Genomic DNA, 21,987 nt, shown 5'->3' on the forward strand with positions numbered 1-21,987 from the left:
GAATGAGCGGGGAAAGGAGAGGGCTAAGAGGACTGTCCTCTAACTTGACAGCACCAAAAAGAGCAAAGTCTGATTTTTCGTCTCGCTGACAATGTCTTGATCTACAAACTAATTAATAAATAGTTAATTAACGCCCATCATTGTACAATGAACTGTACAAAAGAGGAGATTGACATGCGTACAATTAGCTACAGCGAAGCGCGTCAGAATTTGTCGGCAACAATGATGAAAGCCGTTGAAGATCATGCACCGATCCTTATTACTCGTCAGAATGGAGAGGCTTGTGTTCTGATGTCACTCGAAGAATACAACTCGCTGGAAGAGACGGCTTATCTACTGCGTTCCCCCGCTAACGCCCGGAGATTGATGGACTCAATCGATAGCCTGAAATCAGGCAAAGGAACAGAAAAGGACATTATTGAGTGAAACTAATCTGGTCTGAGGAATCATGGGATGATTATCTGTACTGGCAGGAAACAGATAAGCGAATTGTTAAAAAGATCAATGAACTTATCAAAGATACCCGCAGAACACCATTTGAAGGTAAGGGGAAGCCAGAACCCCTGAAACATAATTTGTCAGGCTTCTGGTCCCGACGCATTATAGAGGAACACCGTCTGGTATACGCGGTTACTGATGATTCACTGCTCATTGCAGCATGTCGTTATCATTATTGAAGAGATTCATTCATAGAATGAATTGTCAGTTTTGATACGCTAGCGTAGCCTTATAGATCTAAGGTGTATCAGGAGATAACGGATGAAAAAGGTCGCAATTGTCGGGTTAGGGTGGTTAGGTATGCCGCTGGCGATGTCACTTTCAGCGCGAGGCTGGCAAGTCACCGGGAGTAAAACCACACAAGATGGTGTCGAAGCGGCCCGAATGAGTGGCATTGATAGCTATCTGCTTCGCATGGAGCCTGAGTTAGTTTGCGATTCTGACGATCTGGATGCCCTTATGGATGCCGATGCGCTGGTCATTACGCTTCCGGCACGTCGTAGCGGCCCCGGCGATGAGTTCTATTTACAAGCGGTACAAGAGTTAGTGGATAGCGCGCTGGCTCATCGTATTCCCCGTATTATTTTTACCAGCTCGACGTCTGTCTATGGCGACGCACAAGGCACGGTGAAAGAAACCACCCCGCGTAATCCGGTAACCAACAGTGGACGAGTATTAGAAGAACTCGAAGACTGGCTGCACAATTTACCCGGAACTTCGGTCGATATTCTGCGTCTTGCGGGTCTGGTCGGACCGGGACGTCATCCCGGACGTTTCTTTGCCGGAAAAACCGCCCCTGATGGTGAACATGGTGTTAATTTAGTCCATTTAGAAGATGTTATTGGCGCTATCACTCTGTTGTTACAGGCACCTAAAGGCGGACACATCTATAATATATGTGCGCCAGCTCACCCTGCGCGTAATGTTTTCTATCCGCAGATGGCCCGTTTACTGGGACTGGAACCTCCGCAGTTCAGAAATAGTCTGGACAGCGGAAAAGGTAAGATTATTGATGGCAGTCGGATTTGTAATGAACTGGGATTTGAATACCAGTATCCCGATCCGCTGGTAATGCCGCTGGAGTAAACGATCACGCCAGCAGGACGCCGCATGCACTGCAAGGGGGCGTGTATGAAACCACTGCTGGATGTGTTGATGATCCTCGATGCCTTAGAAAAAGAGGGCAGTTTTGCGGCGGCGTCGGCCAAACTCTACAAGACGCCGTCCGCTCTGAGTTACACCGTTCACAAGCTGGAAAGCGACCTTAATATTCAATTGCTTGATCGTAGCGGACACCGCGCTAAATTCACCCGCACCGGAAAAATGTTATTAGAGAAAGGGAGGGAAGTTCTGCATACCGTGCGAGAACTGGAAAAGCAGGCGATCAAACTGCATGAAGGCTGGGAAAACGAGCTGGTGATTGGCATGGACGACACCTTCCCTTTTTCTCTGCTTGCGCCACTCATTGAAGCTTTTTATCAACATCATAGCGTGACGCGCCTGAAGTTTATCAATGGCGTACTCGGTGGTTCCTGGGATGCCCTGACTCAGGGGCGAGCGGATATTATTGTTGGCGCGATGCATGAGCCACCATCTTCCAGTGAGTTTGGTTTCTCGCGGTTGGGCGATCTTGAACAAGTCTTTGCGGTCGCGCCCCATCATCCGTTAGCCCAGGAAGAAGAACCGTTAAACCGTCGTATCATTAAGCAATATAGGGCGATTGTGGTAGGGGATACTGCGCAGGCCGGCGCTTCTACGGCCTCGCAACTTCTCGACGAACAAGAAGCCATTACCGTTTTCGATTTTAAAACCAAGCTGGAGCTGCAAATTAGCGGCCTCGGCTGCGGCTATTTACCCCGTTATCTGGCGCAACGTTTTCTCGATAGTGGCGCGTTAATCGAGAAGAAAGTGGTCGCCCAAACTCTCTTTGAACCTGTCTGGATTGGCTGGAACGAACAGACCGCAGGACTTGCCAGCGCCTGGTGGCGAGACGAGATTTTAGCAAATAGTGCGATCGCCGGTGTTTATGCAAAATCTGATGACGGAAAATCAGCCATTTAAAGAAAAATTATTATGACAAGCCTCTCATTCTCTTGTCATTTCCCCCCCATTTAGGCACAATGCGCCGCTGTCAAAAAATGACTAAAAACCGACGTTTCATCAGCGTCGGTTATTTTTTGCTTCAAACCAATCATTCATACCAAGAGGCCGGGCTTCGTACCGGATAGATATTTACTAAAAATCGACAGTTGTTGTCGCTGAGGAATCCAAAAAAATGGGGCAATTTTTTGCTTACGCGACGGTTATCACCGTAAAGGAGAATGACCATGTCGCATAACGTTACTCCAAACACCTCTCGCGTGGAATTGCGTAAAACGCTTACGTTAGTTCCGGTTGTAATGATGGGTCTTGCCTATATGCAGCCGATGACGCTGTTTGATACTTTTGGTATCGTTTCAGGCCTCACGGATGGTCATGTGCCGACAGCCTATGCGTTCGCATTGATTGCGATCCTGTTTACGGCTCTGAGCTACGGGAAGCTGGTTCGCCGCTATCCTTCTGCTGGCTCTGCATACACTTACGCCCAGAAATCCATTAGCCCGACCGTCGGCTTTATGGTGGGTTGGTCTTCTCTGCTCGACTATCTGTTCGCGCCGATGATCAACATTCTGCTGGCGAAAATCTATTTTGAAGCTCTGGTGCCTTCCATTCCATCGTGGATGTTTGTGGTGGCGCTGGTGGCTTTTATGACCGCCTTTAACCTGCGTAGTCTGAAATCCGTAGCGAACTTCAACACCGTCATCGTGGTGTTGCAGGTAGTGCTGATCGCGGTAATTCTGGGCATGGTAGTTTACGGAGTATTTGAAGGTGAAGGCGCGGGTACGCTGGCGAGCACTCGTCCGTTCTGGTCTGGCGATGCGCATGTTATCCCGATGATTACCGGGGCGACAATCCTGTGCTTCTCCTTTACCGGCTTTGACGGCATCAGCAACCTGTCGGAAGAAACCAAAGATGCAGAGCGCGTGATCCCGCGTGCGATTTTCCTGACCGCGCTGATTGGCGGCATGATCTTCATCTTTGCAACTTACTTCCTGCAGCTGTACTTCCCGGATATCTCTCGCTTTAAAGATCCGGATGCGTCACAGCCTGAAATCATGCTGTACGTTGCGGGTAAAGCGTTCCAGGTTGGCGCGCTGATCTTCTCCACCATTACCGTACTGGCGTCCGGTATGGCGGCGCACGCAGGCGTAGCGCGTCTGATGTACGTAATGGGTCGTGACGGCGTGTTCCCGAAAAGCTTCTTCGGTTATGTACACCCGAAATGGCGTACTCCGGCGATGAACATCATCCTGGTTGGCGCGATTGCCCTGCTGGCAATCAACTTCGACCTGGTAATGGCTACGGCGCTGATTAACTTTGGTGCGTTGGTGGCGTTCACCTTCGTTAACCTGTCGGTTATCTCGCAGTTCTGGATCCGTGAGAAGCGTAACAAGACGCTGAAAGATCACTTCCAGTATCTGTTCCTGCCGATGTGTGGTGCGCTGACCGTTGGTGCGCTGTGGGTTAACCTGGAAGAAAGCTCAATGGTTCTGGGTCTGATCTGGGCTGCTATCGGTCTGATTTACCTGGCTTGCGTCACCAAGAGCTTCCGTAACCCGGTTCCGCAGTACGAAGACGTAGCATAATCATCTTTTCTAATAATCAACCGGAGTCGAATGAATATTTGGCTCCGGTTTTTTTATTCTTTTTTATCGAAATCCTCATTAATAACCATTTGTTCTAATTTAGAGAATTTGGTTATTGGTCTGCATTCCACCAGTCATGAATAATTTCCTCATTAACATTCATCTGGTTAATTAATTTATGTTTTCAATGATATTAAGCGGGCTAATTTGTGGTGCTCTGCTGGGATTTGTCATGCAGCGTGGGCGTTTTTGCCTGACAGGTGGTTTTCGCGATATGTATATCGCGAAAAATAATCGCATGTTTTACGCCTTGCTGATTGCAATTTCGGTACAAAGCGTGGGGGTTTTTGCGTTAATTCAGGCGGGCCTACTGACTTACGAAGCCGGGGGGTTCCCGTGGCTTGGTACTGTTATAGGTGGGTATCTTTTCGGGCTGGGAATTGTTCTGGCGGGTGGATGTGCCACCGGGACCTGGTATCGCGCGGGTGAGGGATTGATCGGCAGTTGGATCGCGCTTTTCACTTATATGGTGATGAGTGCGGTGATGCGTTCTCCACACGCCAGTGGTTTAAATCAAACCTTGCAGCACTACACTACTGAACATAACTCTATTGCTGATACTTTTAATTTGTCTGTGTGGCCGTTGGTTGCCGTTTTGCTGGTGATAACGCTCTGGGTGGTGATGAAAGAGTTGAAGAAGCCAAAACTCAAAGTCGCGACCTTACCGCCGCGCCGAACCGGGATCGCTCATATTCTGTTTGAAAAACGCTGGCATCCCTTTGTCACAGCTGTACTCATCGGTTTGATTGCGCTTTTAGCCTGGCCCCTGAGTGAAGCAACCGGACGTATGTTTGGGTTAGGCATCACTTCCCCAACGGCCAATATTCTGCAATTTCTGGTCGCGGGTGACGTGAAATACATTAACTGGGGCGTTTTCCTGGTGTTAGGGATCTTCGTGGGGTCATTTATTGCCGCCAAAGCGAGCCGTGAGTTCCGCGTTCGCGCTGCTGATGCACAAACAACATTACGTAGCGGGTTAGGTGGTGTACTGATGGGCTTCGGTGCCAGCATTGCAGGTGGTTGCTCTATCGGTAATGGACTGGTCATGACTGCAATGATGACCTGGCAGGGCTGGATTGGCCTTGTATTTATGATTCTCGGAGTCTGGACTGCGTCCTGGCTTGTGTATGTTCGACCGCAGCGTAAGGCGCGACTGGCAACTGCTGCGGCAAATTAAGTAAGGTGTAAAGATGGCGATTAAAAAGCTGGATGTGGTGACGCAGGTCTGTCCGTTTCCACTCATAGAAGCAAAAGCAGCACTGGCAGAAATGGCCAGCGGCGATGAGTTGGTAATTGAGTTTGATTGCACCCAGGCAACTGAAGCAATCCCACAGTGGGCGGCAGAAGAAGGACATGCCATCACCGATTATCAGCAGATTGGCGATGCAGCGTGGAGCATCACCGTTCAAAAAGCCTGACTCAACATTGTCCTCCGCCGTACCAGCGGCGGAGGCTTCAAATTAGACGATCTCTTTCGCGTACTGCCAAAGCGCTTTTAACAGCGCCACTTTCTCTTTGTCATCGGCATACTGTTGTGCCAGCATCTGCAATTCATCAGCGTAGCCCTGCAAAAACTCTGGCGTGAAGACCTGGCGGCGGTGCTCAAGCCAGCGTTGCTGCTCGGCATAATCCAGCGTCCCCGGGAAGTTGCGCGCTCGATAATTGAACAACAGTTTTTCAATTCGTTTATCAACAAAAGTGATATCCAGTGCCGGTAAATTACGCGGCTCGGTTTCCAGCACAATTTTCATTGCTGCACGATCGGCGTCACTGAAAAAGCCATTATAAAGCTGTGCATCCACGTTATCTGAAGGCGTAAACGGTTCGGCTTCCGCGAATATCGCCACCACTTTTTCACGCACTTGCGGATTTTCACGCAGAATTTTTAGGTTATCGAGGCAATGCTGACGATTAATTCCCAGTCGGTCGGCATCTTCCGGGCGTAGCGTATTCGCCTGGGCCAGTACCGGACATTTATTGATATGCACCAGCTTAACCGGAACGGCGGCGTTATCGCCAAGATCGGTTTTTGCGGTATATAAACGCTCGCGCAATGTGTCGCTATCCAGTTCCAGTAATGGCGAAATGTCTCCTGCCAAATCCACCATAATTACGGCATTGCGATTTTCAGGATGCCACGCCAGCGGTGCCACCCAGCTGGTATTGCCACGCCATGCCCCAAACATTCCGGAAACGTGAACCAGGGGTTTCATCTGCGGAACATCAATCAACGCCATCAGTTTGTGTTTATTACGATGGGTAAAGAGATAATCAAACAGGCGTGGCTGACGCGTTTTTACCAGTTTCGCCATCGCAATAGTGGCGTACACATCAGCCATCGCATCGTGGGCGTTGCTATGTTCAATACCATTCGCTTTGGTTAAATGCTCAAGGCGAAAGCTCGGTAGACCGTCATCATTTTCAGGCCAGTTTATTCCTTCCGGGCGCAGGGCATAACAGGCACGCATAACATCCAGTAAATCCCAGCGCGAGTTATCATGCTGCCAGCTCCAGGCGTAAGGATCGTAGAAATTACGATAAAAAACGTTGCGTGTGACTTCATCGTCGAAACGCACATTGTTGTAGCCCAGAATACAGGTCTTCGGTACGGTAAAAAGCGAGTGAATACGGGCGGCAAACGCGGCTTCGTTTTCTCCTTTCGCCCGTGCTTCCTGCGGGGTAATACCGGTAATTAATACTGCTCCAGGCTGGGGTAAATAGTCATCCGCGGGCTTGCAGTAAAAGACTTCGGGTTCGCCGATGACATTGAATTCGTTATCAGTGCGAATGGCTGCGAACTGTGCAGGGCGATCTAACGCGGGGTGCGTTCCAAAGGTTTCGTAATCGTGAAACAAAAAGGTAGATTGTTGCTTACCGTCATTCATCATTAGGTTAAATCCGTTATTTCTGCTGTCTGCCAGAGTATCAAATATCACCGTGCTAATCAGCTTTAGCGCGACAATTTGGCAGCGAGTGGCAACAGATCATGTCAGATAAAAATGAGGTAGTAGTCACATTTTCTTGCACTTTATTCCAGCCAGTTCATAAGTATTTCCGTAAAAAGAACAGCTATTTGAAACACCTGAGGGTTTGCTGTTGAAACGCCGTCTTATTATTGCTGCTTCTTTGTTCGTTTTTAATTTATCGTCTGGTTTTGCGGCGGAAAACATTCCTTTTTCACCTCAGCCTCCAGAGATTCATGCCGGGTCCTGGGTATTGATGGATTACACCACCGGTCAGATTCTCACCGCGGGTAATGAGCATCAACAGCGCAATCCCGCCAGCCTGACAAAGCTGATGACGGGCTATGTCGTGGATCGTGCTATCGATAGTCATCGCATTACGCCAGACGATATTGTCACCGTGGGGCGCGATGCGTGGGCGAAAGATAATCCGGTGTTTGTCGGTTCTTCACTGATGTTTCTGAAAGAGGGCGATCGCGTATCGGTACGTGATTTAAGCCGTGGTTTAATTGTGGATTCCGGAAATGACGCTTGTGTTGCTCTGGCTGACTATATTGCCGGTGGGCAACGGCAGTTTGTTGAAATGATGAACAACTATGCCGAGAAGCTGCATCTCAAGGATACGCATTTTGAAACAGTGCATGGTCTGGATGCACCTGGCCAGCATAGCTCGGCTTATGATTTAGCTGTGCTTTCTCGCGCTATCATCCACGGCGAGCCCGAGTTTTATCATATGTACAGTGAGAAAAGCCTCACCTGGAACGGTATCACTCAGCAAAACCGTAACGGGTTATTGTGGGATAAAACCATGAATGTTGACGGCCTGAAAACGGGTCATACTTCTGGTGCCGGGTTTAATCTCATTGCTTCGGCTGTGGATGGGCAGCGTCGTCTCATTGCAGTGGTAATGGGGGCTGACAGTGCAAAAGGTCGTGAGGAAGAGGCAAGAAAATTACTGCGTTGGGGGCAACAAAACTTTACTACGGTGCAAATTTTGCACCGTGGGAAAAAGGTCGGAACGGAACGCATCTGGTATGGCGATAAAGAAAATATCGCCCTGGGAACGGAACAAGAGTTCTGGATGGTGCTACCGAAAGCCGAAATTCCACATATCAAAGCCAAATATACCCTTGATGGTAAAGAACTCACCGCGCCAATTAGCGCCCATCAGCGGGTAGGGGAAATTGAACTTTATGACCGTGATAAACAGGTGGCGCACTGGCCGCTGGTTACCCTGGAATCTGTCGGGGAAGGCAGCATGTTTTCCCGGCTGAGTGATTATTTCCACCATAAGGCCTGACCTTTCTTTTGCAGCAGACTGGCAGGAGTGCGAGTCTGCTCGCATAATCAACACTCATTCCTTGTGGTTTTAATATTGCAACTATACTGTATATAAAAACAGTATTAGTGGAGGCGTCATGAACTACGAGATTAAGCAGGAAGATAAACGTACCGTTGCAGGTTTCCATCTTGTTGGCCCGTGGGAGCAGACGGTAAAGAAAGGTTTTGAGCAGTTGATGATGTGGATAGATAGCAAAAATATTGTGCCGAAGGAGTGGGTTGCTGTCTATTACGACAATCCGGATGAAACACCCGCCGAAAAATTACGCTGCGACACCGTCGTGACGGTACCGAATAACTTTACGCTCCCCGAAAACAGTGAGGGCGTCATTCTGACAGAAATTTCAGGTGGTCAGTATGCGGTGGCGGTGGCTCGTGTAGTCGGTGATGATTTTGCTAAACCCTGGTATCAGTTCTTTAATAGCCTCTTGCAGGACAGTGCCTATGAAATGTTACCAAAGCCCTGCTTCGAGGTTTACTTGAACAATGGCGCGGAAGATGGGTACTGGGATATCGAAATGTATGTTGCGGTGCAGCCAAAACATCACTAATTCATCTCAGGGCGGTGTGTTGACGCGAAGACCACTCTTTTTTTGAAAGTGAAAAGAGTAAGATGCGCCTTTCAATTTTTTCGCTCCTGCCGGGAAATTACACTGTTCCCGGTTTGTCCGTCGGATAATTCAGAGGCGCGCCTTCTGGCCGACAGATGAGTTATGAGCGCTTTTAATCTTCATTACGGAGTTTCTGTGTGCGTGCCGATAAGTCATTAAGCCCGTTTGAAATCCGGGTATACCGCCATTACCGCATTGTGCATGGTACTCGGGTCGCGCTGGCATTCCTGCTCACTTTTCTCATTATCCGCCTGTTTACTATCCCGGAAAGCACCTGGCCGCTGGTCACCATGGTGGTGATTATGGGGCCAATCTCGTTCTGGGGGAACGTTGTCCCTCGTGCCTTCGAACGTATTGGCGGTACGGTGTTGGGTTCGATTTTAGGTCTTATCGCTCTGCAACTGGAGTTAATTTCGTTACCGCTGATGTTAGTCTGGTGCGCGGCGGCGATGTTTCTTTGCGGTTGGCTGGCGCTGGGCAAGAAACCGTATCAAGGATTATTGATTGGGGTGACGCTGGCAATTGTTGTGGGTTCCCCGACAGGTGAAATTGATACGGCGTTATGGCGAAGCGGCGATGTGATCCTCGGCTCTTTACTGGCAATGTTGTTTACCGGTATCTGGCCACAACGCGCGTTCATCCACTGGCGCATTCAACTGGCGAAAAGTCTGACCGAGTATAATCGGGTCTATCAATCGGCATTCTCACCGAACTTACTCGAACGCCCACGTCTGGAAAGCCATCTACAAAAACTGCTGACCGATGCCGTGAAAATGCGTGGGCTGATTGCGCCCGCCAGCAAAGAAACCCGTATTCCAAAATCGATATATGAAGGTATCCAGACCATTAATCGCAATCTGGTTTGTATGCTGGAGTTGCAAATCAATGCATACTGGGCCACGCGCCCCAGCCATTTCGTGTTATTGAACGCGCAAAAACTTCGTGATACCCAGCACATGATGCAGCAAATACTGCTGAGCCTTGTTCATGCGCTGTACGAAGGTAATCCGCAGCCGGTTTTTGCCAATACGGAAAAATTGAACGATGCTGTGGAAGAGCTGCGTCAGTTGCTGAATAACCACCATGACCTGAAGGTTGTGGAAACACCAATCTATGGTTATGTGTGGCTGAACATGGAAACGGCACATCAGCTTGAGTTGCTATCGAGTCTGATTTGCCGGGCCTTGCGCAAATAATTCCTGAACTTCAGAATCATCTTGCTGCTGCTTCGATTCAGCAAGGATAAAGGGTATGATAGTGAAAAGGGATAAAAGCATTGTCATCTGCGGCAGCTATGAGTAATGTTGGCCCTAACGAATAGCGGTTGCTTAAACGAATCCGACTCTCACATTATCAGGGGTATAAAAATGGAAACTACCAAGCCTTCATTCCAGGACGTACTGGAATTTGTTCGTCTGTTCCGTCGTAAGAACAAACTGCAACGTGAAATTCAGGACGTTGAGAAAAAGATCCGTGACAACCAGAAGCGCGTCCTGTTGCTGGACAACCTGAGCGATTACATCAAGCCAGGGATGAGCGTTGAAGCAATCCAGGGCATCATCGCCAGCATGAAAGGTGACTATGAAGATCGCGTTGACGATTACATCATCAAAAATGCCGAGCTCTCCAAAGAACGCCGCGATATCTCCAAAAAGCTGAAAGCTATGGGCGAAATGAAAAACGGCGAAGCGAAGTAATTCCTGTTTTATTCAATGAGGGTTGCCCGGCAACCCTCAGTGCTCATTGATTCTTATCTGTGTATCACCGTCATCATTCTCATCTGAGAACCTATCGAAATTAGCGACAGCCTTCTTCTGTATGCAGCAAGGCAAAAACTTCTGTAACTCCATTGTTATTAACCGCACTGGTTACTAACACGTTGTGCGCTCCAGCTTCCCGTAACCAACATTTCACCAAAGATGTTTGTTCCATACTGGCTAAATCTGCTTTGGTTACTACTCCAATGACCGGGTGATTCATGGCCCGGTAGGGCGTTTTTACCTCTAATTCCTGCTTCAGCGCTGAGATTCCTGCTTGTTGCCGGAAAAGCAGGCACCTGCCGTCTGAACGGTATCGATCCGGAAGCGTATCTGCGCCATATTCTGAGCATACTGCCGGAATGGCCCTCCAACCGTGTTGACGAACTCCTGCCATGGAACGTAGTTCTCACCAATAAATAAGCGTCAATACGGTGCTCCGTTGACGCTTACTTTAATCCGTTTTCTGAGCTTAGATTTTTCTGTTCCTACCCAGACCGTGGATTTGGAATTCATTTTTTGTCAGGTCAATGCTAATCGTTAAAACGGCCATAACGCACCTCCACTGGAAGGTTTATCAGTAATATCCTACCGTTGCTTCATGGTCGGGGCGTCCATTCCATTATTATCGGTTTTCCTTTCTGTTTATAAATGAAAACGCCAGCTGTATTCAGGCTGGCGTCAGGGGAAATGAAGCCTGTTGAGTGAGATTCACCGGTTCTGGTGCAGAAGCTGCAGATGGCGCAGGGTAAGGACATCTTCTCTTGCCTGCTTAATACAGGACAACAGTGCTGTTTCTGTGGTTAATGGCACTATACCCTGCATCACTGCATTGTCTTACAGCAACTGGTGAGGGCTGGCATAAGTTGCCGGTGTTTCGGTAGAGTCACGGTCATCCACCACGCGGAGTGAATAACCGTTTTCAGCGGCCTTATTAATCAGTTCAGTGATATTAACACCATCAATGTCAACGACAATGTGCCCCATATCCAGCGCCTGTACGTTAACGCTGTCGGCTTCCAGTGTCATCATTTCGCCTCCGGATACTTACCCAGGGTAATGTTATTTACCGTTCTGTAATTGTCGCGGGTCATCAGGCCGGTCGCCCTGCGAGCCCGGAGGATATCGATGCTGTTTATTAACTGAGAGCGGGTACAGGCGCTGAATCCCGGCTGGTCGGTAGCACCAGCGCGTATTTTTCCACGAGAAAGTTCACCGCATCACACAGTGAAATGCCTGCCTCAATATGCTGCTCAATCACACGTTCATCGGCAAAAGGTGTGTCATTCTGTGTGAGGCCATAGTGCTGGTCCAGCAGTCGGGACAGCAGTATCTGCCAGATTTCAACAGGAGACGGGCGAGAACTGGCCGCCTGCCCGGGTAATACAGGTAATGTTTTCATACTGAAGATTTTCCTGATATGCAGATATAAAAATGGAAAAGTGGCGTGGTGAAAACACCAGGCCGTAGCAGAAGGCTATTCTGGAGAGTTAATTTTTCATTTCGGGCGTCGGATAAACAGCCAGATAAACGTAACCACAACTGCTGAGGGTATCGGCTTTGCAGGTCAGCCCTTTTGCATACAGCGTGACGGTATGCTGATGGCGGGGATTCAGTTCACCGCTGGTGAGCATGAGTTCCAGTTGTTTCATCAGCAGCGGAAAGGCCTGGTCCAGGTGGTACGCATCTGCATCGCTGAACAGGCCTCTGATACCGGCGCGGTCGGCAAGGTAATGCAACCGGTTACCCTCCTGCACCAGACGTGCCCCGAAACAGGGCGTCACGGTGCAGGGCAGCCCCCACCAGGGGCGGTCGTGATTGTCGTCGGGAAGTGTTGTCCCGGGGAGTGTGTCTGACACGATAAAATCCTTACAGAAAATCGGCTAAGAATGGTCCGGTAGTGGCGATAATTCTGCTCATCAGAATTCCCACTCAGTTCAGGGTGACGCTCATCAGCCGGACATACGGACCAAAACTGTCCTTACGGCGTTCAGCAAACACGGCCAGCACACCGGGAATATCCTGCACTTCACGACCGGTATACGCTTCAGCACTGCCGTGCCAGCGGTATTTACCGGTACAGAACGGAAAAAGACGGGATGTCGGATGTTGTTGGTGAATACGCATGGCTTCACCACGGGTGATAATTTTCATAATGGGATACCTCTGAAGACAGAAGATAAAAGTGAAAACAGGTGTGATGTGGTTGTGAAGGGTTAAAGCAGACCATGTTCGGCAAAGGAGAAAACCTGGTTGCCACCGACTATCAGATGGTCCGGCACCCGGATATCCACCAGGCCCAGTGCCTGTACCAGACGTTCCGTGATAAGGCGGTCTGCCTTGCTGGGTGTGACTTCACCGGACGGGTGATTGTGTGCCAGTACCACGGCAGCGGCATTGTGGTACAGGGCGCGTTTAATCACTTCCCGGGGATGGACTTCCGTGCGGTTGATGGTGCCGGTGAAGAGGGTTTCACCGGCAATCAGCTGATTCTGGTTGTTCAGATACAGCACCCGGAACTCTTCACGCTCCAGTCCCGCCATGTTCAGAATCAGCCATTCTCGTGCCGCACGGGTGGAGGTGAAGGCCACGCCGGGTTCATGAAGATGGCGGTCCAGGGTTTTCAGGGCCCGTTGAATGAGGCTGCGCTCGCCGGGCGTCATCTCTCCGGGCAGAAAGGAAAGCTGTTGCATTGTACTTCTCTCCATTCAGTCGATGATGCGCATAATGGCGCTGCATTCCGGATGCTGCAGGGCGTAATCCCGCAACCGGTAATAATGGACCGTCATGGCATAACACTCCGTACGACAGGCATGATGACTGTACGTCATCAGACAGGCAGCAATGCCGGCGGCTTCCGGGCTCATTTCAGCGCGGTTACCGTTCATGGCATTGAACAGTACCCATGTTTCGTCATCATCGTCATCCGGTTCGGGTGCCATAAATGCCCCGCCGTTGTTCAGGGTGTACAGATTCCAGATACCACCGCAGTAGTCTTCGCACAGACGGTCCATCCAGCCGAAGACACGGGGCTCCAGGGTCACCCACTGTGGAATGAGGCCAAAATGCTGCGGCCAGAAGCTGATGCGCTGTTCATCAGGGACGAGGCTGGCAACCAACTGAGGCGGATTATTCTCTGGTGTTGTAGCTGAATAAATTGTGGGGGTATTCTGAGAAACGGTTTTCATGAGATAACTCCTTAAATAACAAATAAATGTGTGTTTTTCAGGAACGAAAGCTGAATGATTCCCTCACTCAGGGAAACGGCATCAGCGCAGGCTCTCCAGCATCGTTTCTGCCATCACCCACAATGCGCGATTGAGCTTAATGTCGGTATCAATGCTGTGAATGGCCCGGGTATGGATACGTTTTCCTTTTGCACTGCGACCGGAAATCCCGCCTTTCAGCATATTCTCCTGGATGGTCTGATATGCGCTCCACAGGTCCTTACCGTAATCCTCCCGGCGTCGCGGCGTCAGAATGTCGGCGGTGGTGACGGGCTGATGTTCGTCACCATAACGGTAAGTCAGTGCCGCCTGTGCCAGCGCCTGGCGTGCCGGTGGCGGCAGGACCAGCGACTGCATGGCATCACGCTTCTCCTCTATCCGGTCAAACACGCCCACCACCTCGTAAGCCCCTTCGACAACTTTCTCCACTACATTTCCCCGGTGTGGAACACGCAATTCTCCCAGAGACTGACCGCAGACCAGTCCATTGGTACAAATGGCACGAAAATATCCGGGTAACATCTGGTAGCTGGATGAACCGTCATGGGAGTTGAGCAGAATAATTTCAGGCACATGCTGACCGGTTATCTGTCCGGCCCGCCGCAGACGCAGCATATGTTTGGTATATTCCCGGCGGCTCGGGTCGCGCACACGGGTCTGGCAGGCGAAGAACGGCTGAAAGCCTTCCCGCTGCAGATTTTCCAGGACGGTAATGGTGGGAATGTACGCATACCGTTCACTGCGGGAGGTATGCCGGTCTTCCCCAAAAATACTGGGTACATAGTGCATCAGTTCTTCGTGTGTCAGCGGACGGTCACGGCGTATCTGGTTTACATGACCAAAACGACTTGCTAATCGCATGATTTGCTCCTTATGAATGAGTTAGCGGTATAAATGAAAAAGCTGCGTCTCCCGGAGAAGACGCGGCCTGACGGGTGAAATGAATAAGGTTTATTGTCTGAGAGGCCTTTCACTGGCGAGCCACGCATTAAGCGGCTTTCCGGTAACAATGGCTGGGGCTGTATTTACCTTTGATATTAATAATGTGCAGAGAAACGCATGGTTTACTCCTTAGATTTTAAGTTTGTCCTGGGCTACAACGACAGGTTTTCCGGATGTGTCGATGACTCCTACCGTCGGTACGCCATTTTTGATTTCGAAGAACGGTTTGTTGCTACCTGAGCACAGTTGATTGTCCCCGTATTCAATCATTTGTGCTTTCCCGGTTTTCAGGTTAACTACCGAGACAGTGTAGTCGTAGCACCAGGCACCACCACGTTCAAGCACGAAAACATAGCTGTTATCTTTATAGTTGAACTGATTCTTTGTCTGGCAATTCATACCGTCAATCTCAGTACAGGAAAACGCTTCTGTAGTATTAACGTATTTGATGTTATTTGGCAGTTTTACTTGTTTCGCAGTAGCGAAGACAGAGAACAGAATAGTTACAGCAACGAGTAAAGTTTTGATAAAAGTTTTCATGATAGACTCCTTAAATTAGTTAACCGCAGCTACGTAGTTTTTCACCAGATACGCGAATTCATGCACGCCAATTTCACCGAACCAAACCAGGTAGGCCGGGTCATCTAAACCAAAGTAACGGTAGCCAACAACTTCATGGGTTTTTGGGTTATAGAGTGTTACGATAAAGTCCCAGCCGCAGGTATTGGCTTTGCAACCGTCGCCCTGGAGCCAGACTGTACCGTTAATGTTTACTGGCGTGATACCTCCACCAGGGCCATCCATATAGCCGCCTTTACCGAACATGCCGCTCAGTCCGACCGGTTTTAATGCTTTGTCGATAGCGGCTTTGTAGGTAGCGTCACCTTCGTACAACTCGTACGTTGATGGACACGCTCCAGGTTGTTCAGCCCAGGCTTCCGGGTTACAACTAAGTGCTTGTTTTACGGTAGCCGCTTCTGCGTTAAAGTTAAAGCCCGTGAACAGAACCGCCAGAAATAACATAAGGGTATGTAAACGTTTCATTGTAAATATTCTTCCGTTGTAAATGGCGCTGGAAAATTTCTCATCAGTGAAACCTTCCGGAAGTTTCCCCCCCTTGTATGATGTATATCGCCAGTATTTTATTTCATCCCGGCTGTAATTTTTATATTCCCCGGCACGTGCAATAACGCTGACCAGAGATATAAGGCTCATTAATAACTTTACAGGTAATTTCATAATTAAATTTCCAGTGAGTGAATTGACAGGTGAGGGGTAAAACTTTCTCTCAGGTAATATATATCTGAAAATATTTTCAATAACACCAGACAGGAAAAACACCACCACAGGCGGTGGCGTTTCTTTGGGGCGTCTTTATTTAATCCGGGCCATCGCGTTTCTCAGTGCCAAATCTGCCTCTTCCGTTATATCCAGGCTTTTCTGCAATACCGCCTCTGACCGGGTCAGTGCCTGACGTGCTGCCAGCGGTTTCCGGATATGCTCCATCGCCAGCATCGTGTCTTCATAGCCCTGCTGACGCCAGGCGTCGGTATGTGCCGATGTAAAACTGAGCAGACCGCCGCTGTTGCCACCATCACCTGCATATTTCAGCCTTTTCCGGGGACGGATCTCAAGGATTGTGGTGTCCGGAAAAGCCTGGCGATCCCATAAAGAACCGTCACTCAGATGCGTCACAATCACCATATTGCATCCGGCATCGACCAGAGGCGTCACAGGGGTATTTCCCTGCATATTTCGCCATCCTCCCATACCACCATCACCGAACATTGTCCCCTGAACCTCACGGGGACGGAACAGCAGGGGCAGCGCGGCTGACGCAAGCAGAGCCTCTTTCTGCTGTCCGCGGGGCAGGCTCTGGATATGCTGAAAAACGGCGTTTTTCGTGGTTCCGACACCCAGTTCAGCACGAATGCAGTCAATAATATCCTGCATGCCCCCTTCTGTGGGGTACAGCGACACATACAGCGGTAGCCCGTCTGCCAGAGCATCAGTATCAAGATAATGATCCATCAGCGCTGTCAGGGGCTCATCTGACAACAACGGCTGAGCCATCAGATTGTCAAACCCGTTGATTGTCGATATATGGCGAAGAAGCGTCGTAAGCAGTGCTCCTGCACGTCCGGGGATCTGGCAGAGGTTCATTGCCTGGAACAATTTTTTCAGCAATGAAAAGTAAACCAATCTGTTTACCGACAGCACCTGATTATTCCCCAGATGATCCCAGAGCGCCTCCAGGCGTACGGCAGCTTCTGACAGATCGGTAGAGGCCGCGATAATGGCACCATTGAATGCGCCAATGCTGGCCCCTGAAACCATGCTGATCTGTGTACCACACTCTGCCAGTGCCTTAACCACTCCCGCCTGATAAGCGCCCACCGCTCCGCCACCGGACAGCACCAGCCCCGTTTTCATTTCTGTACTCATGCAGCCCCCTTCTGAAATATTTCATCGACCATACTTTCAGAGAGGCGTTCTGCAGAGCAGAGGCGAGGCATGCGAACCGGTAAGTGTTCTGCAGCCTGCGTGGTTGACCAGATCACCGGATGCTGCTCTTCACTGCACCAGTCTCCCAGCCAGTTAATCGCGTCATGCCACTCGTTATCTGCCTGCTCCCGGCCCTGACCACCAAGCCAGTCCAGAGTGTTCAGACGCACGGTTGCACTACCGCCACTCTCCTGTGCCATCTGCGTTAATGCTTTATGTCTGAGAATATCCAGTAGCTGGTTAACCTGGCCTGTTTCGCCCTGACGTATCACATCACCAAACGCGCCCCAGCGAAGCTCTTCAAGTGCCACATAACAACGTCCGGCAGGGGAAAATGACGCATATCGCCCGGCGCTCCACCATGAGAATATCTGCTCAAGATGTAACTGCGCCCGCTGAACCTGGTCAACACGGTGGAGTTTTTCTTCAAGATGATTCAGTTTATGGTGAACCTGATCGGCCAGGGTGAGTAACTGCTCCCGCGTATCTGCGGAATAATGCGCCAGCCTGGCTGTATCACTGACCAGTGAACTGACCCTGTCGTTTACCCGGGTAATCGCGTAGTTTGTGGTGGCAAGTGACGTTGTCATCTCCGTCAGCCAGCGCAGGGACGCCTCAACGCCCTGTGCAAGCGACGCATTGATGGCATTCTGCCGTGCAGCGCCTTCGCCGGTCAGCCCCTCTTTTAAACGCCGGAAGAACGTGCGCTCTCCGGCCGTGCGGATATGCTCCTGTGCAACATCGATTCCGTTTGCGAAATCAACCACAAATTTTTCAGGAAGACAGGTGAGTACCTGACATACCCGGTTATCAGCAATTTGTTGAATAAATGGTGAAGTCACAGCATTGTCTCCAGCTCTTCCCTCAGCGCCTTACTGTCAGTAATGAGCTCAGGAACCCTTTCATTTAATGCCTGAAGTCGCCCGGTAAGCCGTTCCTGCGCCTGCTGATCGCGTTTATGATCTTCAGAGCTCTGAATCAGCGTGTTACGCAGTTGTTCAACTTTCTCCCTGAATGCGCAGAAAAAGGCATCGATTTCCTGGCGGACGGGCTGGTTAATATCCTGCTCAATGGATGCCTGCAGCTCCCCGAAATATGCCCGGGTCAGTGACATAACTTCCTCTCTGACCTTGTTGATATTGATCACGCTGCGACTCACATCCTCGTCATAGTTTTCCCAGCCCAGGTCACTGGTGCCAAACCATCGACAAACGGTTCCCCATACGCCACTCTGCCGACGGCGACGGGTGACGGTCTCCGTTCTTTCCTCCATAAGCGCACTCAGATTTATTTTTACCGCGAGCCGGGTCTGTAACTGGCTGACTGCCGGAAAACTGATTTTTACGGTAAAGCCCTCATCCTCCAGGCGGGCATTGATGCGACCGGCAATGTTTTCTGTGGCGTACAGGGCCGTGCCACGAAAACCTGTTTCAATCCCGCTGACGATTTTCTCCAGCTCAGGCCGGAACTGTGCTTCAGCCTCACGGTGCAGGCTGGTCACGGTCGATTCGATTTGCGTCATCAGTTCAAGGGCTTCCCTGCGATCACTGAATTTTATTTCGGGGCTGTCCGGGGCAAAATCTCGTTTCCTGTAATCCTCCCGGCCCTGGTTGTTGATACCGGACCATTGAGAAATTTTCCCCCATAATCCGGACTGAGACCTTCGTTGTTCTGCGTCTTCTTCCTCCAACATTTGCTGTTCTTTGCGTTTACCGCTTCTGAAATAGTCATTCAGCTCCTCTTCCAGTGAGGTGCAGACCCCCGTCAGTAATTCCCGGGTTTTAGTATCGATCTCCTCCATGGCCATTCTGACATCAGCGGTCATCTGCTCCTGACAGTCCGCGATTTCCCGGATATCCGCAAGCAGGCTGGTGATATGCGACTGCAGTGACTGAATGCTTTGCTGTAGCCCCTGATGGCGTAACAACAGGTATTCACTGATATTTTCTGCATTCTGCATCAGTTTTGCGGCGGCAGAGTCAACCGCCAGTGCCGCAGCTCTGGAATGTGAGCTCTGTATGACTTCCGTTATCAGTTGATCGATAAGTGAGCCTTCCCACAGGTCTGTCGCCCCTTCAGTTGCCAGTTCACTGTCTTTACAGACGTATTCTTTTTTCATGCAACCGAAGGCACCTCTGATAAAATCATCGACCCAGGCTTCATCAACAGGAAGGGTTCCGTTTTTCCGTAACTCATGAAGCGCACGGTTAGCCAGGTATGCCTGGCGTGAGGATCCGGGATAAACGCGGGAGGCGGGCAGCACATCGCTGTTCAGCATTGCCGGAACTTTCTGGCGTACGGCATCTGCCCCATCGCCATTGCGGTATTTCTCATCAAATTTATTGACCAGTACAAACAGGCGGCCGGCTGATACGTCAGCAATGGCATTAAGCTCTTTACGGACGTCTTCATCTGCTTTTGAGTTCATCTGGGTGTAATCCATCACAGCCAGCACCGCAGAGGCTTTCTGCAGTTGATCCCGCATCATCACTTCCATCTGCGGTTGTCCGGCCTCATTAGGGCCGGGGGTATCCAGCAGTGTGAGTGTTCCCTGGCATGCATCCATCCCCACCAGATGGCTGAATTCCACGTCGATCACCGGCAGTTTCTGCACTTCTGCGTATTCATCAAAAGGAAATTCAGTCCCCATTGCCGCAGCAAGACGAACCAGATCGTTTAACGATGCCAGTCCGGTAAAGATTTCCTCCTCCCCGTGGTATTCATTTTTGAGCCAGCCATCATCCGTCAGAATATCCAGCAGTTCGCGGGTATCCCCGATTTGCTGCAGGGTCTGTGCGACCTGCTGTCCTGCCGGGGTGGCGAGTTTTTCCTGCAGTGTGATTAATAAATTGCGGACAGGCTGAATATGTTCCAGATGGAGAACCGGCTCAGTTTTTCCGGGAACGTGGCGGATGAGCGTCGGTACAGAGGTCATGGGGCGGTTACGGTTAGGCAGAATTTCCTGCCCCACAATGGCGTTGATGGTGGTTGATTTGCCTGCTTTCATCGTGCCGACAACAGCCAGCACCATCTCCCTGCGGGCGGTTTTGATTTGTTCGCCCTCCAGCTCCTCAATTCTTTTCAGTGCTTTCTGTTTATCAAAAAGCAGTCTGTTTTCGTTCTTACTGTCAGATAACACATCTGGCTCCTCAACCATTTGCCGGAGCAGATTAATGTTCAGTTGCAAAAGTCGGTCGGCTTCATCACAAAGCAGGGCGATGTTCTTTTCGTGCATTATTTAACCTTCCTAAGACGCATTTTCATGACAACCACGGAGGAGGTCATTTACTACAAACGATCGTTTATAACGATCGATATGATAGTAACGATCGATGTATTCTATTAACTTGAGAAACACAACGCAAGGGGACAACCCGGGTATGGCTGCGTTTGCATAGTGTTTTCATGGAGTTAAAAATCTGTAACAACAGCCTGGTACATCACCACCGGGTTCAGAAGAAAATCCAGTTCCATACCGCGCGGGCAACAGAGACCACCGAGTCACGGACGGCGCGCAGAACCGTGCGTGCAACAGAGGCAATGCAGACGCTCTCCGCCGTGTCAAATATCCGGTCCACCGCACCGGTAAACTGTTCACGGGCCTGAGACCGGACAGACTCCGTGCGCAGCTCGTCCTGCAGGCGGGTCATCAGGGGACTGGCGGCATGGTCGGGAAGTGCTGTCATGAGCGCACTGACCAGCGTATCCAGTTCCCAGCCGGTGCGGGCCGATACGGCAACAACCCGATGTACGGGCCGGAACAGACGGAATACCGCCTCCGTTTTTTCGCGAATGTTCTGTGCCTGTGCGGGAGAAGGCTGAATACCGGCCATATCCCATTCATGGCAGGGCTCCGTTTTATCGGCCTGCATCACCACAAACAGTACCCGCTGATGTCCCCGGTGCAGGATGTGTCGCCAGAAATACTCATCCACAGACAGGGCACGGTCATCGGCTTTAATCAGCCACAGTACCAGGTCCAGTTCGGGCAGAATGTCACGGTACAGGGCTTCATACTCTGCATCCCTGTCCCGGCTCTCGCCCACCCCGGGCAGGTCAGTGATAACCATGCTGTGACCATGGCCATTCAGACGGAAGCGCTGCACTTCCCGGGTGCCGGCGTGAACATCACTGACCGGGGTGATCTCCCCCTGAAACAGCGCATTACAGAGTGAGGATTTACCGGCCCCGCTTTTACCCATAATGCCAGGCACGGGTTCGTGACTGGTGAGTTTGCGCAGATGTTCCAGGATGTGACGGGAAAGTGAGTAAGGCAGGGAGGAGAGCGGTTTTTCAATTGCCTCAATGGCATCAGACGGATTCATACATGTATTCCCGGTGAAAAAAGACAAAACCCCGCGCACCGGAAAGGTGGCGGGGGATTCACGGAAATAATA

General features: G+C 50.4%; 26 protein-coding genes and 3 pseudogenes. 13 read left to right on the plus strand and 16 right to left on the minus strand.

Annotated features, from left to right (window positions below; genetic code table 11):
* Positions 1–174: 174 nt before the first annotated feature.
* From yefM to tsuB, 8 genes are all read left to right on the plus strand, one after another.
* Positions 175–426, plus strand: a complete 252-nt coding sequence (gene yefM, locus EAS44_RS10425; RefSeq protein ID WP_001259255.1) for a YoeB-YefM toxin-antitoxin system antitoxin YefM — start codon at positions 175–177, stop codon at positions 424–426.
* Complete coding sequence (yoeB, locus tag EAS44_RS10430; RefSeq protein WP_000767826.1) at positions 423–677, plus strand: type II toxin-antitoxin system mRNA interferase toxin YoeB; 255 nt, start codon at positions 423–425, stop codon at positions 675–677. The genes yefM and yoeB overlap by 4 nt, the downstream gene beginning before the upstream one ends.
* A gap of 82 nt (positions 678–759) precedes the next feature.
* Entirely contained in the window at positions 760–1,584 is an 825-nt protein-coding gene (gene yeeZ, locus EAS44_RS10435) for an SDR family oxidoreductase (RefSeq protein WP_000754737.1), read from the plus strand.
* 45 nt (positions 1,585–1,629) lie between these two features.
* Positions 1,630–2,559 (plus strand): LysR substrate-binding domain-containing protein, encoded by a 930-nt coding sequence (gene yeeY / locus EAS44_RS10440; protein WP_025857311.1) that lies wholly within the window; start codon positions 1,630–1,632, stop codon positions 2,557–2,559.
* A 214-nt stretch (positions 2,560–2,773) separates the two neighbouring features.
* The gene (gene yoeI, locus EAS44_RS10445) at positions 2,774–2,836 is read left to right on the plus strand and encodes a membrane protein YoeI (protein WP_010723108.1); all 63 of its coding nucleotides are present in this window, start codon (positions 2,774–2,776) and stop codon (positions 2,834–2,836) included.
* Entirely contained in the window at positions 2,826–4,184 is a 1,359-nt protein-coding gene (gene plaP, locus EAS44_RS10450; RefSeq protein ID WP_000019197.1) for a putrescine/proton symporter PlaP, read from the plus strand. Before yoeI ends, plaP begins: the two co-directional genes overlap by 11 nt.
* 178 nt (positions 4,185–4,362) lie before the next feature.
* Complete coding sequence (tsuA, locus tag EAS44_RS10455) at positions 4,363–5,421, plus strand: thiosulfate utilization transporter TsuA/YeeE (RefSeq protein ID WP_000492334.1); 1,059 nt, start codon at positions 4,363–4,365, stop codon at positions 5,419–5,421.
* Positions 5,422–5,434: 13 nt separating this feature from the next.
* The gene (tsuB, locus tag EAS44_RS10460; RefSeq protein ID WP_000985273.1) at positions 5,435–5,662 is read left to right on the plus strand and encodes a thiosulfate utilization sulfurtransferase TsuB/YeeD; all 228 of its coding nucleotides are present in this window, start codon (positions 5,435–5,437) and stop codon (positions 5,660–5,662) included.
* 42 nt (positions 5,663–5,704) lie between these two features.
* On the opposite strand, the gene sbcB is transcribed toward tsuB, so the two are convergent.
* The gene (gene sbcB / locus EAS44_RS10465; protein ID WP_000980562.1) at positions 5,705–7,132 is read right to left on the minus strand and encodes an exodeoxyribonuclease I; all 1,428 of its coding nucleotides are present in this window, start codon (positions 7,130–7,132) and stop codon (positions 5,705–5,707) included.
* Between the two features lie 208 nt (positions 7,133–7,340).
* Between sbcB and dacD the strand changes: the two genes are divergently transcribed.
* The 4 genes from dacD (at position 7,341) to tmaR (ending at position 10,856) form a co-directional block, all read left to right on the plus strand.
* Positions 7,341–8,507, plus strand: coding sequence for a serine-type D-Ala-D-Ala carboxypeptidase DacD (gene dacD, locus EAS44_RS10470; protein ID WP_001296209.1), 1,167 nt, complete (start codon positions 7,341–7,343; stop codon positions 8,505–8,507).
* 118 nt (positions 8,508–8,625) lie between these two features.
* Positions 8,626–9,099: a DNA gyrase inhibitor SbmC gene (gene sbmC, locus EAS44_RS10475; protein WP_001105376.1), complete on the plus strand. Its 474-nt coding sequence runs from the start codon at positions 8,626–8,628 to the stop codon at positions 9,097–9,099.
* A gap of 197 nt (positions 9,100–9,296) precedes the next feature.
* On the plus strand, positions 9,297–10,355 hold the full coding sequence (gene yeeA / locus EAS44_RS10480; protein WP_001200892.1) for an FUSC family protein: 1,059 nt from the start codon (positions 9,297–9,299) through the stop codon (positions 10,353–10,355).
* A gap of 171 nt (positions 10,356–10,526) precedes the next feature.
* A complete protein-coding gene (tmaR, locus tag EAS44_RS10485) occupies positions 10,527–10,856 on the plus strand; it encodes a DUF496 family protein (protein ID WP_000450409.1) in 330 nt (109 codons plus the stop codon).
* Positions 10,857–10,956: 100 nt separating this feature from the next.
* On the opposite strand, the gene EAS44_RS10490 is transcribed toward tmaR, so the two are convergent.
* The gene (locus EAS44_RS10490; RefSeq protein ID WP_001016349.1) at positions 10,957–11,139 is read right to left on the minus strand and encodes a EutP/PduV family microcompartment system protein; all 183 of its coding nucleotides are present in this window, start codon (positions 11,137–11,139) and stop codon (positions 10,957–10,959) included.
* 62 nt (positions 11,140–11,201) lie between these two features.
* On the opposite strand from EAS44_RS10490, the pseudogene EAS44_RS10495 reads away from it, so the two are divergent.
* A pseudogene (locus EAS44_RS10495) lies at positions 11,202–11,339 on the plus strand (transposase domain-containing protein); the annotation flags it as partial.
* 288 nt (positions 11,340–11,627) lie between these two features.
* Here the strand turns inward: EAS44_RS10495 and EAS44_RS10500 are convergent.
* From EAS44_RS10500 to EAS44_RS10565, 14 genes and pseudogenes are all read right to left on the minus strand, one after another.
* Positions 11,628–11,720 (minus strand): annotated as a pseudogene (locus EAS44_RS10500) (DUF957 domain-containing protein); the annotation flags it as partial.
* Between the two features lie 33 nt (positions 11,721–11,753).
* Positions 11,754–11,948: a DUF5983 family protein gene (yeeW, locus tag EAS44_RS10505; RefSeq protein ID WP_000988600.1), complete on the minus strand. Its 195-nt coding sequence runs from the start codon at positions 11,946–11,948 to the stop codon at positions 11,754–11,756.
* Positions 11,945–12,318: pseudogene (cbtA, locus tag EAS44_RS10510) on the minus strand (type IV toxin-antitoxin system cytoskeleton-binding toxin CbtA). Before cbtA ends, yeeW begins: the two are co-directional and overlap by 4 nt.
* An 88-nt stretch (positions 12,319–12,406) precedes the next feature.
* On the minus strand, positions 12,407–12,775 hold the full coding sequence (gene cbeA, locus EAS44_RS10515; protein WP_001285585.1) for a type IV toxin-antitoxin system cytoskeleton bundling-enhancing antitoxin CbeA: 369 nt from the start codon (positions 12,773–12,775) through the stop codon (positions 12,407–12,409).
* Positions 12,776–12,848: 73 nt separating this feature from the next.
* Complete coding sequence (gene yeeT / locus EAS44_RS10520; protein ID WP_000692323.1) at positions 12,849–13,070, minus strand: DUF987 domain-containing protein; 222 nt, start codon at positions 13,068–13,070, stop codon at positions 12,849–12,851.
* 62 nt (positions 13,071–13,132) lie between these two features.
* The gene (gene yeeS / locus EAS44_RS10525) at positions 13,133–13,609 is read right to left on the minus strand and encodes a JAB domain-containing protein (protein ID WP_001186773.1); all 477 of its coding nucleotides are present in this window, start codon (positions 13,607–13,609) and stop codon (positions 13,133–13,135) included.
* Between the two features lie 15 nt (positions 13,610–13,624).
* On the minus strand, positions 13,625–14,104 hold the full coding sequence (locus EAS44_RS10530; RefSeq protein WP_000860074.1) for an antirestriction protein: 480 nt from the start codon (positions 14,102–14,104) through the stop codon (positions 13,625–13,627).
* A gap of 81 nt (positions 14,105–14,185) precedes the next feature.
* Positions 14,186–15,004: a DUF932 domain-containing protein gene (locus EAS44_RS10535; RefSeq protein WP_126160267.1), complete on the minus strand. Its 819-nt coding sequence runs from the start codon at positions 15,002–15,004 to the stop codon at positions 14,186–14,188.
* A 210-nt stretch (positions 15,005–15,214) separates the two neighbouring features.
* The gene (locus EAS44_RS10540) at positions 15,215–15,625 is read right to left on the minus strand and encodes a hypothetical protein (RefSeq protein WP_000846713.1); all 411 of its coding nucleotides are present in this window, start codon (positions 15,623–15,625) and stop codon (positions 15,215–15,217) included.
* A 15-nt stretch (positions 15,626–15,640) separates the two neighbouring features.
* Positions 15,641–16,324 (minus strand): hypothetical protein, encoded by a 684-nt coding sequence (locus EAS44_RS10545; protein WP_001361977.1) that lies wholly within the window; start codon positions 16,322–16,324, stop codon positions 15,641–15,643.
* A gap of 135 nt (positions 16,325–16,459) precedes the next feature.
* Complete coding sequence (locus tag EAS44_RS10550) at positions 16,460–17,530, minus strand: patatin-like phospholipase family protein (RefSeq protein WP_000102660.1); 1,071 nt, start codon at positions 17,528–17,530, stop codon at positions 16,460–16,462.
* Positions 17,527–18,432 (minus strand): diguanylate cyclase regulator RdcB family protein, encoded by a 906-nt coding sequence (locus tag EAS44_RS10555; RefSeq protein WP_000203541.1) that lies wholly within the window; start codon positions 18,430–18,432, stop codon positions 17,527–17,529. The genes EAS44_RS10550 and EAS44_RS10555 overlap by 4 nt, the downstream gene beginning before the upstream one ends.
* Positions 18,429–20,825 carry a dynamin family protein gene (locus tag EAS44_RS10560; protein WP_000544717.1) on the minus strand — a complete coding sequence of 799 codons (2,397 nt, stop codon included), beginning with the start codon at positions 20,823–20,825 and terminating at the stop codon, positions 18,429–18,431. Before EAS44_RS10560 ends, EAS44_RS10555 begins: the two co-directional genes overlap by 4 nt.
* 217 nt (positions 20,826–21,042) lie before the next feature.
* Positions 21,043–21,915: a GTPase family protein gene (locus tag EAS44_RS10565; protein WP_001069806.1), complete on the minus strand. Its 873-nt coding sequence runs from the start codon at positions 21,913–21,915 to the stop codon at positions 21,043–21,045.
* Between the last annotated feature and the right edge of the window lie 72 nt (positions 21,916–21,987).

The sequence above is a fragment of the Escherichia coli DSM 30083 = JCM 1649 = ATCC 11775 genome (assembly GCF_003697165.2).
Classification (GTDB): Bacteria; Pseudomonadota; Gammaproteobacteria; order Enterobacterales; family Enterobacteriaceae; genus Escherichia; species Escherichia coli.

What these genes read in the sequence shown, in the direction of transcription:
- tsuA (WP_000492334.1), top strand. Translation starts at nt 4,363, where the DNA reads ATGTTTTCAATGATATTAAGCGGGCTAATTTGTGGTGCTCTGCTGGGA.
- tmaR (WP_000450409.1), top strand. Translation starts at nt 10,527, where the DNA reads ATGGAAACTACCAAGCCTTCATTCCAGGACGTACTGGAATTTGTTCGT.
- yefM (WP_001259255.1), top strand. Translation starts at nt 175, where the DNA reads ATGCGTACAATTAGCTACAGCGAAGCGCGTCAGAATTTGTCGGCAACA.
- EAS44_RS10565 (WP_001069806.1), bottom strand. Translation starts at nt 21,915, where the DNA reads ATGAATCCGTCTGATGCCATTGAGGCAATTGAAAAACCGCTCTCCTCC.
- yeeW (WP_000988600.1), bottom strand. Translation starts at nt 11,948, where the DNA reads ATGATGACACTGGAAGCCGACAGCGTTAACGTACAGGCGCTGGATATG.
- EAS44_RS10545 (WP_001361977.1), bottom strand. Translation starts at nt 16,324, where the DNA reads ATGAAATTACCTGTAAAGTTATTAATGAGCCTTATATCTCTGGTCAGC.
- plaP (WP_000019197.1), top strand. Translation starts at nt 2,826, where the DNA reads ATGTCGCATAACGTTACTCCAAACACCTCTCGCGTGGAATTGCGTAAA.
- EAS44_RS10540 (WP_000846713.1), bottom strand. Translation starts at nt 15,625, where the DNA reads ATGAAAACTTTTATCAAAACTTTACTCGTTGCTGTAACTATTCTGTTC.
- EAS44_RS10530 (WP_000860074.1), bottom strand. Translation starts at nt 14,104, where the DNA reads ATGAAAACCGTTTCTCAGAATACCCCCACAATTTATTCAGCTACAACA.
- sbmC (WP_001105376.1), top strand. Translation starts at nt 8,626, where the DNA reads ATGAACTACGAGATTAAGCAGGAAGATAAACGTACCGTTGCAGGTTTC.
- EAS44_RS10560 (WP_000544717.1), bottom strand. Translation starts at nt 20,825, where the DNA reads ATGCACGAAAAGAACATCGCCCTGCTTTGTGATGAAGCCGACCGACTT.
- EAS44_RS10535 (WP_126160267.1), bottom strand. Translation starts at nt 15,004, where the DNA reads ATGCGATTAGCAAGTCGTTTTGGTCATGTAAACCAGATACGCCGTGAC.
- yeeZ (WP_000754737.1), top strand. Translation starts at nt 760, where the DNA reads ATGAAAAAGGTCGCAATTGTCGGGTTAGGGTGGTTAGGTATGCCGCTG.
- EAS44_RS10550 (WP_000102660.1), bottom strand. Translation starts at nt 17,530, where the DNA reads ATGAGTACAGAAATGAAAACGGGGCTGGTGCTGTCCGGTGGCGGAGCG.
- sbcB (WP_000980562.1), bottom strand. Translation starts at nt 7,132, where the DNA reads ATGATGAATGACGGTAAGCAACAATCTACCTTTTTGTTTCACGATTAC.
- EAS44_RS10490 (WP_001016349.1), bottom strand. Translation starts at nt 11,139, where the DNA reads ATGAATCACCCGGTCATTGGAGTAGTAACCAAAGCAGATTTAGCCAGT.
- yeeT (WP_000692323.1), bottom strand. Translation starts at nt 13,070, where the DNA reads ATGAAAATTATCACCCGTGGTGAAGCCATGCGTATTCACCAACAACAT.
- tsuB (WP_000985273.1), top strand. Translation starts at nt 5,435, where the DNA reads ATGGCGATTAAAAAGCTGGATGTGGTGACGCAGGTCTGTCCGTTTCCA.
- yeeY (WP_025857311.1), top strand. Translation starts at nt 1,630, where the DNA reads ATGAAACCACTGCTGGATGTGTTGATGATCCTCGATGCCTTAGAAAAA.
- yeeS (WP_001186773.1), bottom strand. Translation starts at nt 13,609, where the DNA reads ATGCAACAGCTTTCCTTTCTGCCCGGAGAGATGACGCCCGGCGAGCGC.